This is a genomic window from Methylobacterium phyllostachyos, from assembly GCF_900103445.1.
GTDB lineage: Bacteria > Pseudomonadota > Alphaproteobacteria > Rhizobiales > Beijerinckiaceae > Methylobacterium > Methylobacterium phyllostachyos.
Genome location: NZ_FNHS01000006.1, coordinates 67,493 through 80,474 on the forward strand (window position 1 = coordinate 67,493; position 12,982 = coordinate 80,474).

The window sequence follows — 12,982 nt, forward strand, 5'->3', positions numbered from 1 at the left end:
CCAAACCGGTGGCGGTGCTGTGGCCCTCACCCCCCGGGGCCGTTCTCGTCCTGGGCTTCTTGCTTCGCTCGCGTGATGACGGCCCGGTGAAACGCGGCAAAGATTCTCCGCATCTGCGGCTGCTTGTAGGGAAAGAGGTCCACGGGATCCATGTCGTGGATGATCATGCCCGTATCGGCCTCGAAGATTAAAAGCCTTCCATCCCGATCCTCCGCGCAATCGAGGATGAGGTAGTCGAGGCCCATACGGCGGTGGATCTCGGCGAAGGCTTCCCGGTGTCGGGGCACGAAATCGTCATCGAAGGCTGCCATCGCCGCGGCCTCCGCGTTCCGCTTGGCGGGATCGTCGGCCATGCCTGCGTTCAGGTAATGGATCATCCAGTGATCGCGCAGGGCTAGGTGGCACAGGTACGGGGCACCGTCGACGAGGACGATCCTGAGTTTCCTGAAGAGGCCATCCGCGCCGCTATAGTCGCAGAACTGCGTGACGTAGAACGCCGCCGCGTCGGTGCCCGTGCAATAGTCCCTCAGGTCTTCGAGTCGATCGACCTTCTGCAGCGCATTGCCGGCATGCGTATCGATGGGGCGGATGAGGACCGGGTGGTTCAAGCCCTCCGGCAATCCGTATCCTCCGGCGATAAGATCTGATTTCGTCAGCCGCGCGATGGGCGGGATCACAACGCCATTCGCGCCGCGAAGCGCGTCTGACACGCCGTGCCGCGAGGTCTTGAGGACGTTGCGCGGCTGGTTGATGACCGGTCGATCCCAGAGCCGGGCCGCAGAGGCCAAGGCTTCCAGCGCGGGCTCATTCGCGGTGGCATAGGCGACGGCGACGATGCACACGTCGTGCGCCGGCAGGGGATGCGGAACGGCCTCGCCCGGCAGCACGAACAGGTATTCGACCCGAAAAATCGGATCGTCCAGCAGGAAATCCACCGGTGTGTTCGCCATGAGATCGCCGGCGGTGACGATCACGAGGATTCGCGTCGTGGCCTCCGGTCTGTTGCTCAACAGTGCGAAGTGTCGAACGCTGCGCAGAACTTCGCCTTGAAGCTGCGAGGCTTCGTCGAAGCGGTGCATCAGCAACAGGATGGTCGCCAAATCGAGGGCCGTTCCGGCTTCCAACGCGCCATTCTCGGATCGGGCTAGGATCGCACTAGCCCGGGCGGCCATATCCGCACCCTCAAAGGCCGCCCGGATGAGGCGGGCTGGTCCGATCATCGGACTGGGGGTCGCTCGCCCCATGGCTGGTAAGGACATCAGATCACTCCGGCCGATGGCATGCATGTCCGTAGAGGCGTCACGCCGTTGCCTGCAGGACGCGTGTGGACCAGCCCGAAGCGCGAGGAAGGATCACACGACAACCGAGCGGATGCGGCGGTCCGCTCGGAACATCAAGCCTGGACCGCCCGTCAGCTGCGCCGCGAGGACGGTGCCGCCCGCCGGAACGCGTCCGCGAGGGCCCCGCCCGAAGCTGCGTTCGCTGACGGCTGCGGACGGGCCGGGCGCGGTTGCGTCCGCGCTTCCTCCGGGCGCCGCGCCGGCGGCTCGATCGCATCGTCGAGGCGCATCGACAGCGCAATCCGTTTGCGCGGGACATCGACGCTCAGCACCAGGACGCGGATCACCTCGCCGATCCGTACGATCTCGTTGGGGGACGCGATCCGGCGGCGGGCCATCGCCGAGATGTGGACGAGCCCGTCCTGATGCACGCCGATATCCACGAAGGCGCCGAACGCCGCGACGTTGGTCACAACACCTTCGAGCTGCATGCCCGGCTTCAAGTCGCCGATCGTTTCGACGCCCTCCTGGAAGAGCGCGGTCTTGAACATCGGGCGCGGATCGCGACCGGGTTTCTCCAACTCGGCGAAGATATCGCGCACGGTTGGCAGGCCGAAACGCGGATCGACGAAGTTCTCGGGCTTCAGCTTCGCGAGCGCTTCTGCATTGCCGAGCAGGACGCGGATATCGCTTTGGGTCGCCTGCAGGATTCGGCGCACAACCGGGTAGGCCTCCGGGTGGACGCCGGACGCGTCGAGCGGGTCGTCGCCGTCACGGATCCGCAGGAATCCGGCGGAGAGCTCGAAGGTCTTCGGGCCGAGGCCCGCCACGGCTTTGAGTGCCGACCGCGCGCGGAACGGCCCGTGTGCGTCCCGGTGCGTCACGATCCGTTCGGCCAGGGCGGTGCCGAGGCCGGACACCTGCGCCAGCAGGGCAGGGGAGGCCGTGTTCACGTCGACGCCGACGGCGTTCACGGCATCCTCCACGACCGCCGAGAGCGAGCGTGACAGCTTCGCCTCACTGACGTCGTGCTGGTACTGGCCGACGCCGATAGATTTCGGATCGATCTTCACCAGCTCGGCCAGGGGATCCTGCAGCCGCCGGGCGATCGAGGCGGCGCCGCGATGGGAGACGTCGAGCTCCGGCAATTCCCGGGCGGCGATCTCTGAGGCGGAGTAGATCGAGGCACCGGCCTCCGAAACGACGACCTTGGCGAGCTTCAGATCGGGATTCTCCGCGATGATCTCGGCCGCGAGCCGGTCGGTCTCGCGGGAGGCGGTCCCATTGCCGATGGCGAGCAGCTCGACGCCGTGGAGACGGCAGAGCCGCCCGAGCGTGGTCACGGCTTCACGCCAGCGGCGCTGCGGCTCGTGCGGATAAGTCGTCTCGACCGCGACGATCCGGCCGGTCCGGTCGGCCACCGCGATCTTCACGCCGTTGCGATAGCCCGGGTCGAGCCCCAACGTCGCCCGTCCGCCGGCGGGTGCCGCCAGGAGCAGGTCCTTCAGGTTTCCGGCGAAGACCTTCACGGCCTCGTCCTCGGCGCGCTCGAACAGCCGGGAGCGCATATCCTGCCTGATCCCGGTGCGGATCTTCGTGCGCCAGGCAGTGCGCACGGTGTCGAGCAGCCACGAATCACCCGGCCGGCCGAGTGCGGCGACACCGAAACGCCGGCAGATCGCCGTCTCGAACGGCCCAGGAATGCCGGCCGTGGAGTCCTCGCCCTCCGCCGTGAAGGCGATGTCGAGCACCTCTTCGCGCTCGCCACGAAAAATCGCCAGGATGCGGTGCGAGGGCATCCGGTCCAGGCGCTCGGTCCAGGCGAAGTAGTCCGCGTATTTGGCCCCGTCCTTGTCCTTGCCCTTGCGGCAGTGAGAGACGAGCTGGCCGCTGCGCCAGTAATCCGCGCGCAGGCGCCCGATCAGGTCGGCATCCTCGGCGAAACGCTCGATCAGGATCGCCCGGGCGCCCTCCAGTGCCGCCGCCACGTCCGCGATGCCACGCTCGGCCGCCACGAAGGATGCGGCCGCCTGCTCGGGGGAACGTTCGGGATGTGCCAGGAGCGACTCGGCCAGCGGCCCCAGGCCGGACTCACGGGCGGCCTGTGCCTTTGAGCGTCGCTTCGGCTTGAACGGCAGATAGAGATCTTCGAGGCGCGCTTTCGTATCCGCCGCCGCCAGGGCCGCCGCGAGGGCCGGGTCCATCCGACCCTGGGCCTCGATGCTCTCCACGATGGCGCGGCGCCGGTCGTTGAGATCGCGCAGATAGGATAAACGCTCCTCGAGCTTGCGCAGCTGCGTGTCGTCGAGGCCGCCCGTGTTTTCCTTGCGGTAGCGCGCGATGAAGGGAACGGTCGCGCCACCGTCGATGAGCGCCACCGCTGCGGAGACCTGCGCCTCCCGGACGCCGAGTTCCTCGGCGATCAGCGCGTTCACGGCTTTCATGCAGTCTCCAGCTGACAGGCTGATGCTCGGATGGGGACTGCCTGCCGCGCCAAGCCGTCGGAAACATGGCATCCGTGCGGGCGGGCAACCTGCCGCGCGCCGAGCGATCGGGGCCCGGCGTGAGTGACAAGGCTGTGGACAAGCGCCGCGTGGCCGCCGGGCGCTCGCTACACTACCGGGCCTGATGAATATTTCAGGTCGATCAATGAATAATGCCCGGGAGCGGGACAGCCTGATCGTTCGGATGTTTGTCCCGACGTGCTGCTGAACTTGCGCCGCGTGCTATGGTGCGCACCGGATCTTGACGCCGCGCGAGGCGTGTCATCCGGATGTCACCCGTGGATGGAAGTTTTGACCGCCGCATGCTGAGAAAGGCAGGCGCCTCGTGCAGTTTGAGATACGCGAGACCAGCCGGTCACTATGGTCCTGAATTCTCTTGAACGAGACCGCCGAGACCGTCTTGGAATCCCGGCGAAGTTTTCCGTCGCGGGCGCAGGCAACCGCGGCCGCACTGGCCTTCTCGCAATTGGTCGCGCGGGCCGGGCGCACGCTGACGGGCGGCGCGCGGCAAATTGGTTTCCTGTAGACGCCTGAGACCGGTCAGGCCCGGTGGCGGATCAGGCTCACCACGCTCAGGCAGGCGATGGCGCAGCCGACGCCCATGGCGCCGAGACAGCTGATGGTGCGAACCGGTTCACCGCGGGCCAGCACGATGGCGACCGCGAGGGGCAGGAGGAGGAAGCCGAGCAGCAGGGTCATGGCGTGTTCCGGAGCGCGAGGTCCGATCGACGCCGCGGAGTCTAGGCCCGGACTGGTTAATCGGATCTGACGCGGCGCACCCCCCTGCGTCGCCGCGATGCGCGGCCGGCGCCGAAGCCAATCGCCGCCACGATGGCGAGCGGCAGCAGGACGTTGCGGCCCGACCGCGTCCGGCAGGCGCCGATGAGCGCGGCACGTCAGGCGAGCCGGACCAACCGGTCGACCAGCGTCCGATCATTCAGCAACGCCATGCGCTCGCGCGGTGTCAGCCACATCCGCACCTCTTCGACCGTCTCGGCCTCGGCGATCTTGGCAGCCGCCAGCGTCCGGTCCGGGTCGATCGCACCGCGCGGCCGGTCGCGGCCCGGCGGGAGCATCCGGGTATGGGCATCCGCGAGATCGGGGTCGGCATGAAGCGCGGAGAGGGCATCCGACCCGTCGAAGCCCCGTGCGGTGTTGCGGGCGGTCAGGGCTCCGGCGCGGACAGCGATCGCCGGGGGCGTGGCCTCTTCCGGTGTGGCCAGCAGGCGCCGCCGCTTGAGCGCGAGGCCGAGGCCGAGTTGGCCGCTGGCCCAGGAGATCGGGATGGCCAGAACCAAGCCCAGGATGGTGGGGCTCATCCAGAGGAACAGCGACGTGGCGATCGCGAAGGCCGCGCCTCCGGCCACCAGCCCCAGAACCATGTGCCAGCCGTGCCGGGACACGATATCGCGCAGCGGGATCGAGCCGTCGTCGCGCCGCTGCGGGTTCCAGCCGGTGTCGCGCCCCAGCAGGATATCCATGACCGAGCTGGACTGAATCACCATCGCCACCGGGGCCACCAGCGCGGAGAGCAGGATTTCGACCAGGCTGGACAGGATCACCCGTCCTGTGCCGCCGCAGGCCAGCCGCGCCGCGCCGTGGCGCAGGGCGACGATCAGGCCGAGGAGTTTCGGGGCCAGCAGCACCGCCATGGTCAGCCCGAACAGTTGCAGAGCGCGCACCGGGTCGAACCGTGGGAAGACCGGCGAGAAGCCGGCGCCGCCGAAATAGTCCGGCCGCTCCGTGGCGGTCTGGAGGACCAGCAGGATACCGACCACGAGTTGGAGCAGCCAGAGCGGCGACGCGAGGTAACCGGCGATGCCAGTGGCGAAGTGCTGGCGGGTCGCCGGGTGCAGCCCGGCCGCGCCGATCACCCGCGCGTGCTGCAGGTTGCCCTGCGCCCAGCGCCGGTCGCGGACCGCCACGTCGATCAGCGAGGGCGGGCTCTCCTCGTAGGAACCCTCAAGGCGGTGCAGCATGTAGACGGCCCAGCCGGCCCGGCGGATCAACGCCGCTTCCACGAAGTCGTGGGAGAGGATGTGGCCGCCGAAGGGCGGTTTACCCGGCAGATCGGGCAGGCCGCAGGACCCGGCAAAGGCGCGGGTCCGGATGATGGCGTTGTGGCCCCAGTAATTGCCGTCCCGGCCGGACCATGCGGCGAGGCCAGCGGCGATCACAGGTCCGTAGATCCGCGCGGCGAATTGTTGGAGGCGGGCAAACAACGTGTTGCGATTGATAATCAGGGGCAACGTTTGGATGATGCCGGCATCCGGATCCGCCTCCATGGCGGCGGCGAGTGCCACGATGGCCGGCCCGCTCATCAGGCTGTCGGCGTCGAGCACGAGCATATGGTCGTAGCGTCCGCCCCAGCGCGTGACGAAGTCGCCGATGTTTCCGGCCTTCCGGTGATGGTTCTTAAGTCGGTGACGATAGTAGAGGCGCGCATCCGGCCCGAGCCGCGCGCGCAGGTCCAGGAATGCGCGCTCTTCCGCGATCCAGGCATCGGGCTGCGTCGAGTCCGACAGCACGAACCAGTCGAAGTGCCGTCCAAGACCGGTGGCCTCGACCGCCTCCTGCATCGCCTCGACGCCGGCGAAGGTGCGGGCGGTGGCCTCATTGTAGACCGGCATGAGGATGGCGGTCCGGGTTGAAAGCCCGGCCGGTATCGCCGGCGCCCGCTCGCGGCGCAGCAACACCGCGAAGCCGAGCAGCGCGCTCGTGAAGGCCAAGGCGATCCACGAGAAGGTCAGGCAGAACAGGACCACCAGGGCGAGCTGGAGCCCGGTCGGACTGCCGGAGACCGACACGGTCTCGACCATCTGCCAGCCGCCATAGGCGGTGAGCGCCAGCGCGCCGCCGAAGACCCAGAGGCGTGCGAGCCAGGGCGTCCGCGCCGGGCGCGAAGGCCTATGGCGCGCGGCCGGATCCCAATGCGCGAGGTTCTGGACCGGCATCGCCAGCGGAGCCTCGGGCGGCAGCCCGAAAGCGGATGCCGGTGCGGCCGTCTCGGGCTCCGCCTCGGATAGGACCTGGGAGTGGGAGATCGTCTCGTCCGATTTCACGGCGCTGGCTGAACCTCGGTAACGTCGTGGCGAAGGCGTCAGGGTGTCCACCGGAACAGCCATGTCTCGCTGGCCCGGGCTTGTCCGCGCCGGAGCGCGAGACGCAATTCACTCGCCCGTTCGTTGCCGGGATCGAGCTCGAACAGGATCCGCAGGGTCCTGCGATCGGGGTAGCGGTATTGGTCCTGCCGGGTGATCGTACCGGCCGAGGCGCTGAGATCGACGTCGATGTCGCCCGGCCCGAACAGCGTGTCACCCTGGAAATCGACCGCGAAGAGGCGCCGGTTGCCGGCACTGCCGTGGCCGCATCGGCTGTCGATGACCCGCGCGATTTCGGGCGGCAATGGATCAGGCCATCCCTTCGACCAATGCTGGCGGCAGAGGAACCGCATCTCCCCGCCCTTGGCGAGCTTCGCCTTGGGACGCCAATAGGCGAAGATGTTTTCGTTGAGTTCGGAATCGCTCGGGATCTCGAGCAGCGTCACGGCGCCCTCGTTCCAATCGTCCAGCGGCTCCAGCCACAGGGACGGGCGCTGCTCCCAATGGCGCCGGTCGTCGTCGAAATCGTGGTATGCCCGGGCCCGCTGCATCAGGCCGAAGCCCTTGGGTGCCCGGTCAACGAAGGCCGAGACCTGTAGCGTCTCGGGATTGTGCACCGGGCGCCAGATCGGCTCGCCATAGCCATTGTGGATCGCCAAACCCTCCACCGAGAAGGCTGCGGCCCGCAAATCGTCGACACGGCGCCGGTCGAGCGGTCCGAACAGATAGCTCCCCTGCATGCCGCCGAGCCCGATATGGTCGAGGTCGGCCCGGGCGAAGACCGTGCCGTCGATCCCAGCCACCGAGGCCTCGCGGCCCGGGGTCAGGGTCAACTTGAATGCCGCCGTGGCGGATTCCGATTCGGCCAGTGCGTGGACGATGATCGGCTGTCCGGGCGCTGGCGTCTCGATGAACAGGGCCCGGAACAGGGGGAACTCTTCCCCCCGCGCATCGGCCGGTCGCAGGGCCAGCGCCCGGGCGTTGATCCCGAAATCCTGTCCCTCTGCCACGAGTCGGAAGAAGGAGCCGCCCTGGAGCAACGCGAAATCCGCCAGCGCGCCCCCATCGGAGAACCGTGCGCGCAACCGGAGCCCAGAGAAGGCGGTCTCGGCGTCGAGGTCCGGCAGGTCGATGCCGGGGGCCGAGAACGATGCCTTGTCGTAGGAGATCGGCGTTACGAGCCCGTTCTCCACCAGGAATAGCGAAACCGGGGTATCGAAGATCGAGCCTCGCAGCAGCGGCTCGAGGCTGTAGCCGATCCCTTGATCGGCCCAGATCGCCCGCCCTTCGACCGGATGGATCGCCTCATAGGCGTCACGCGAGAGATTCTTCAGGACGGCCGGGAGATCTGCGGTCTTCGGGCCGGTATAGGGGGCCTTGGCGCGTGCGCGGGCCAAATCTGTGAGCGTGTTCGCCTCGAACGCCTCGCCGGCGCCTGGAAGCGTGGGGACCTTCTCCGCATCGGCTGCCATCGCCACCGGGGACCAGGATCCCGCGGCCGCACCCAGCGCGCCGGCGAGGACGACGCGGCGTGTCAGGGCAGCGGGCTGGCGGATCGGGTTCATCATACGGCCGTCGTTCTCTCGTATCTCTCGCCGTTCCCGATCCTGCGGTCGTCGGGGCGGGTTCCCGGATCAGGGTCCGATGCGCGCTCCGCGACCGGCGCGGCGGCGTTCCAGACGGGTGTGTATACGGGCGGGCCGTCTGAACCCAGGGTTAAGCAGGCGATCGAACTGCAAGCCGCTCCGTTGACTTACCGCAAGCCGGCTCTCTAATTCGGCTGACCGTATGGAAGCGGGGGAGGCAGCATGGGGTCGTTGCGAGTCACGGGCCACGGCGTGGATCTCGGCGAGAGTCTGCGCGGTCGCGTCGAGGAGCGGATGTCCGCGATACAGTCCAAATATCTCGACTCGCATATGAGCGATGCTTGTACCGGCCATGTGACGCTGCGGCGGGATGGGAGCGCCTTCCGGACGGATTGTGTGCTGCATCTCGTGTCTGGACTGACCATCGAGGCGAACGGGTTCGCGCACGACGCGCGGTCGAGCTTCGAGCAGACGGCGGAGCGCTTGGAGACCCGGCTGCGCCGGTACAAGCACCGCCTGAAGCAGCACGCTACCGGGCCCGGCGACGATGCGGCGGTCGAGGCCGCCTACGCGGTTCTGGCGGCTCCGGACGACGAGGACGATGAGCCGGCCGACGAGGACGCCCACCCGCCGATCGTGGCGGAGAGCACCCGCACGCTGCAGCGCCGCACCATCGGCGAGGCTGTGACGGCCCTCGACATGACAGGATCGCCAGTGCTCGTGTTCGTCCACGCTGGCACCGGGCGCGTCAACGTCGTATACCGGCGCAGCGATGGCGCGATCGGCTGGGTGGACCCGCCGAACGCCGTCGATTGACGGGTCGGGAGGAACAGAGCCGGAACCGGCCTGTTTCCCGGTCGATTGGTGGGCAGGGGCGCGGCCGAGCGGCCGTCGGCGCCCCCGCAACGAGGCCCGTCCCTACCGGGCGGGCGACGGGGCAACGGTCGTTCGATGCCAATTCTGGAATTCCTCGACCCCGAGTCGGTCGTGCCGTCGCTGCGCGCGCGGGCCAAGAAGCAGGTCCTCCAGGATCTCGCTGCCCACGCCGCGCGTCGCCTGCCCGCGCTCGGCGAGCGCCCCATCTTCGATACGCTGCTCCAGCGGGAGCGGCTGGGATCGACCGGCATCGGCGACGGCGTGGCGATTCCCCACGGTAAGCTCCCCGGTCTCGACCGGCTCTTCGGCCTGTTCGCACGATTCGACCGGCCGGTGGATTTCGAGGCGCTGGACGGCCAACCAGTGGATATCGCGTTCCTGCTGCTGGCCCCCGAGGGCGCCGGTGCCGATCACCTCAAGGCCCTCGCGCAGGTCGCCCGGGTCCTCCGGGAGCCAGGCATGTTGGCGCATATCCGTGCGGCCCGGGATGCGGGTGCGCTGTACGCCCTCCTGACCCGCTCCACGGCGCCGCAGGCCGCCTGATGTCGCCCTATCGAATCGCCGTACCTCTGGCCCTCGTGTGCGGCCTGGCGGGTTCGGCCCGGGCGCAGGGCGAGACGACCTGCGCCCGCGACCTGCTCGTCGCGCAGTCGATGCAGCGGCAGGCGATCGACCAGCTCGAACAGGCCGACGGGGACGATGCCAAGAACTGCCGGGTCTGGCGGCGGCACGTCGAGACGATGCGCCGGGTCTCGGGCGTCTATGGCCGCTGTCTCTCCGGATCGGAACGCGCAGAGCGCCTCGCCCAGGTCCAAGGTTCGGATCGCGAGTTCTCGGCGGCCATCAAGGCGCGGTGCCGCGGTCAGTAGCGCCCCACCGGCATGCGCGACCTCAGTCCACGCCGCGCATCGCCAGGGGCTCGGCGACCATCTTCACGGGCTTGCCGCGCCCGATCAGGATCGCTGCCCGCGACCGTTCCGGATCCGCCTCGAACCGCGTGCGAACCCAACTGGCCAGGAACTTCACATACTCGGACGCGACAAGCTTGGCCGCGGGCGGGCTTTGCCACCAGCGGTCGGCATCGAACGCTTCGGTGACGACCGGGTGGGGCAGGATGCGGTCGCTGTCCAGCAGGGCGTGATCCAGCTCGATCAGCGTGCGCGGCATATGGTAGTTCGAGGTGACCACCGCGACGGTGTTGAAGCGATGGGCCCGCATCCAGCGGCGCGTCTCGATGGCGTTGCCGATCGTGTTGCGCGCCCGGTAGTCGAGGTCGACGCAGCAGGCGATGAGGGCGCGCTGCGACGGATTCAGCCGGGCGATCTCGTCGCGGCTGGTGCGCTCATTGACCCCCGTGATGAGGAGGCGCCGTCCGTAGCCGTTGGCCAGGAGGTCGATCGCGTCGCCGACCCGCTGCGCCCCGCCGGTCAGCGCCACGATTCCATCGACCCGGTCGGTCGGTGTCCGCTCGTGCCGGGCCAGGGTGCCGACGAAGATCAGGAAGCCGGCGAACAAGGTCAAGGTCGCGAGACCCGCTCCGAGACCGCAGATGCCGAGCGCCACGCGTCGCCGCTTGCGTGGCGGCGACGGGCGGGGGCAGTCCCGCTGGTGCCAGGCCCAGCCGACGACGTCGGTCGTCAGCGGATCCGATGCGCGCAGCATACGCGTGCTCATCCTCCGGAGGATCGGCTTCGATTGCGGCGGCCCGGAGGCGGCGCGAAAATCCGAATCCACACCGCAACGATAAGGTTTCCGGATTGTAAATCCGTGCGTCGGATCCGCAATGTCCACGCTGTCGGAGAGGATGCGGCAAGCGTCAGGCGAGGAAACGTCGCACGGTGATGCGCGAGACGACACCCGTGACGAGCGAGGCGATGACGCCGATCAGGAGGACGCTGGCGTAGCCGCGCAGCCCGATCTGGAAGGCGCCGAACAGGGCTTCGACCTCCTGACCCGCCGGGCCCGATCGCGCCGCCCGGGCCAGCAATCCCCCGACGACGAAGAACAGGATCGCGAGCCCCGCTCCGATGGCGCCGCCACGTAGGCCGAGGCCGAAGAAACGGCGCTGGAAGGCCCGGGCGATGTAGTCGTCGTCGGCGCCGACGAAATGCAGCACCTCCACCACTTCCCGGTTGCTGGCCATCGCGCCCCGGGTCGCGAAGGTAACGGCGAGGCCCGTCGCCACGAGGACGAGAATCACGAGTCCGATCCCGATGCCCACGAAGGCGCTGGCCGCGGTCGAAAGCCGCTGGAGCCAGAGGGCGTGATCATCGAGGCTCGCGACCCCCGGCAGCGCTTCCAGAAGCCGTGTGCGCAGCCGCTTCAAGTCGGCGCCCTGGCCGTTGCCGAGCTTGAGCGCGATGAGCCGCGGCACCGGCAGGTCCGAGAGGTCGAGCCCGCTGCCGAGCCACGGCTCGAGCAGCCGCTCGGCTTCGGCTTTGGAGAAGACCCGCGTCTCGGCGATGCCCGGCTCCGCCCTGGCGATGCCCGCGGCCCTGGCCACGTCGCCATCGACGTCGCGCCCCGGCCCCGGACGGATCTGGATCGTGACTTCCTGGGCGACGTCGCCCTGCCACTGGCTGGCATTCGCTGCCACCATCTCGGCCGCCCCGGCGCAGAGGCCCGCCAAGAAGGTCAGGATGGCGATGACCGCCGCCAGGGAGCGCCCGGCCGCCGTGTCGGTGGGCACCAGCGGGGCGTTGCGGCGAAGGTTCGCCGGGACCGCCGGGACCGGGGCGCCGGTCAAGGGCTCGGGTCGCGCCCGCGGGATCGCCTGTGTGCTCATTCCTCGATCCGAAGGCGCCCGTCGCCCAGCACCATCCGGCGGGCGTCGACCGTGTCCATGATGCCGAAATCGTGGGTGGCGATGATGACCGAGGTTCCGAGCTTGTTCAGCTCCAGGAACAGCCGCAGCAACCGCCGCCCGAGCCCCGGATCGACGTTGCCGGTCGGCTCGTCGGCGAGCAGCAGGTCGGGCCGGGCGATCAGCGCCCGCGCGATGGCGGCGCGTTGCTTCTCGCCGCCGGAGAGGAGCGGCGGCAGCGCGTGCATGCGCTCGCCGAGGCCGACCCAGCGCAGTAGCTCCACCACCTCGGCCCGATAGCTCGTCTCCGCGCGGCCCTGCACGCGCAGCGGCAGCGCCACGTTCTCGTAGGTTGTCAGATGGTCGAGCAGGCGAAAATCCTGGAAGACGACGCCCATCCGCCGGCGCAGCCCCGTGAGCGCCTTCGCGGAGATGCCGCTCACTTCCTCGCCGAACACCGAGACGAGGCCGCGGGTCGGCCGCACCGAGAGCAGGATCAGGCGCAGCAGCGTCGTCTTGCCGGCGCCCGACGGCCCCGTGAGGAACTGGAACGAGCGCGGGGCAATGCGGAAGCTCACGTCCGACAGTACCTCCGGCCCGAGGCCGTAGCGCATGCCGACATTCTCGAACTGCACCACCGGCCGTTCAGCGCCGGGCAGCAGGCTCTTCATGTTCGCCTGTAGGTTCAAGGCCGTGCCGTGTCTCGCCGATCCCGCTTCCCGGCATCGCCGGATCGGAGGGCGTTTTCAAGGCCAGCGCGATTTCACCGCCGCTTAACCCTGTTCGGCCACACTTTCTCAAGCGAATTCACTTTCCGGCTCAGGTTCAGCCG

The 12,982-nt window shown here is 68.7% G+C and carries 12 protein-coding genes; 4 read left to right on the forward strand and 8 right to left on the reverse strand.

Features of this window, described 5'->3' with window-relative positions; translation table 11 throughout:
* Positions 1-26: 26 nt before the first annotated feature.
* Together BLQ49_RS10995 and BLQ49_RS11000 are read right to left on the reverse strand one after the other, a co-directional pair.
* On the reverse strand, positions 27-1,100 hold the full coding sequence (locus tag BLQ49_RS10995; protein WP_244507544.1) for an ATP-grasp domain-containing protein: 1,074 nt from the start codon (positions 1,098-1,100) through the stop codon (positions 27-29).
* Positions 1,101-1,411: 311 nt separating this feature from the next.
* Positions 1,412-3,724 carry a Tex family protein gene (locus tag BLQ49_RS11000; RefSeq protein ID WP_091715799.1) on the reverse strand — a complete coding sequence of 771 codons (2,313 nt, stop codon included), beginning with the start codon at positions 3,722-3,724 and terminating at the stop codon, positions 1,412-1,414.
* 436 nt (positions 3,725-4,160) lie between these two features.
* On the opposite strand from BLQ49_RS11000, the gene BLQ49_RS11005 reads away from it, so the two are divergent.
* Entirely contained in the window at positions 4,161-4,310 is a 150-nt protein-coding gene (locus BLQ49_RS11005; protein WP_244507545.1) for a hypothetical protein, read from the forward strand.
* 14 nt (positions 4,311-4,324) lie between these two features.
* On the opposite strand, the gene BLQ49_RS29660 is transcribed toward BLQ49_RS11005, so the two are convergent.
* The 3 genes from BLQ49_RS29660 to BLQ49_RS11015 form a co-directional block, all read right to left on the reverse strand.
* On the reverse strand, positions 4,325-4,483 hold the full coding sequence (locus BLQ49_RS29660) for a hypothetical protein (protein ID WP_167627689.1): 159 nt from the start codon (positions 4,481-4,483) through the stop codon (positions 4,325-4,327).
* A 197-nt stretch (positions 4,484-4,680) separates the two neighbouring features.
* Positions 4,681-6,846 carry a glucans biosynthesis glucosyltransferase MdoH gene (mdoH, locus tag BLQ49_RS11010; RefSeq protein WP_425283987.1) on the reverse strand — a complete coding sequence of 722 codons (2,166 nt, stop codon included), beginning with the start codon at positions 6,844-6,846 and terminating at the stop codon, positions 4,681-4,683.
* A gap of 38 nt (positions 6,847-6,884) precedes the next feature.
* Positions 6,885-8,453 (reverse strand): glucan biosynthesis protein D, encoded by a 1,569-nt coding sequence (locus BLQ49_RS11015; protein ID WP_091715803.1) that lies wholly within the window; start codon positions 8,451-8,453, stop codon positions 6,885-6,887.
* Between the two features lie 240 nt (positions 8,454-8,693).
* Between BLQ49_RS11015 and BLQ49_RS11020 the strand changes: the two genes are divergently transcribed.
* The 3 genes from BLQ49_RS11020 (at position 8,694) to BLQ49_RS11030 (ending at position 10,216) form a co-directional block, all read left to right on the forward strand.
* A complete protein-coding gene (locus tag BLQ49_RS11020; RefSeq protein ID WP_091715804.1) occupies positions 8,694-9,287 on the forward strand; it encodes a ribosome hibernation promotion factor in 594 nt (197 codons plus the stop codon).
* Between the two features lie 135 nt (positions 9,288-9,422).
* Positions 9,423-9,890: a PTS IIA-like nitrogen regulatory protein PtsN gene (gene ptsN / locus BLQ49_RS11025; protein ID WP_091715806.1), complete on the forward strand. Its 468-nt coding sequence runs from the start codon at positions 9,423-9,425 to the stop codon at positions 9,888-9,890.
* A complete protein-coding gene (locus tag BLQ49_RS11030) occupies positions 9,890-10,216 on the forward strand; it encodes a hypothetical protein (RefSeq protein ID WP_091715807.1) in 327 nt (108 codons plus the stop codon). Before ptsN ends, BLQ49_RS11030 begins: the two co-directional genes overlap by 1 nt.
* 22 nt (positions 10,217-10,238) lie before the next feature.
* Here BLQ49_RS11030 and BLQ49_RS11035 read toward each other — a convergent pair whose 3' ends face one another.
* From BLQ49_RS11035 to ftsE, 3 genes are all read right to left on the reverse strand, one after another.
* The gene (locus BLQ49_RS11035; RefSeq protein WP_091716184.1) at positions 10,239-11,009 is read right to left on the reverse strand and encodes a YdcF family protein; all 771 of its coding nucleotides are present in this window, start codon (positions 11,007-11,009) and stop codon (positions 10,239-10,241) included.
* 154 nt (positions 11,010-11,163) lie between these two features.
* Positions 11,164-12,132 carry a cell division protein FtsX gene (locus tag BLQ49_RS11040; protein ID WP_091715809.1) on the reverse strand — a complete coding sequence of 323 codons (969 nt, stop codon included), beginning with the start codon at positions 12,130-12,132 and terminating at the stop codon, positions 11,164-11,166.
* Positions 12,129-12,821, reverse strand: coding sequence for a cell division ATP-binding protein FtsE (gene ftsE, locus BLQ49_RS11045; RefSeq protein ID WP_091715810.1), 693 nt, complete (start codon positions 12,819-12,821; stop codon positions 12,129-12,131). The genes BLQ49_RS11040 and ftsE overlap by 4 nt, the downstream gene beginning before the upstream one ends.
* Positions 12,822-12,982 lie beyond the last annotated feature (161 nt).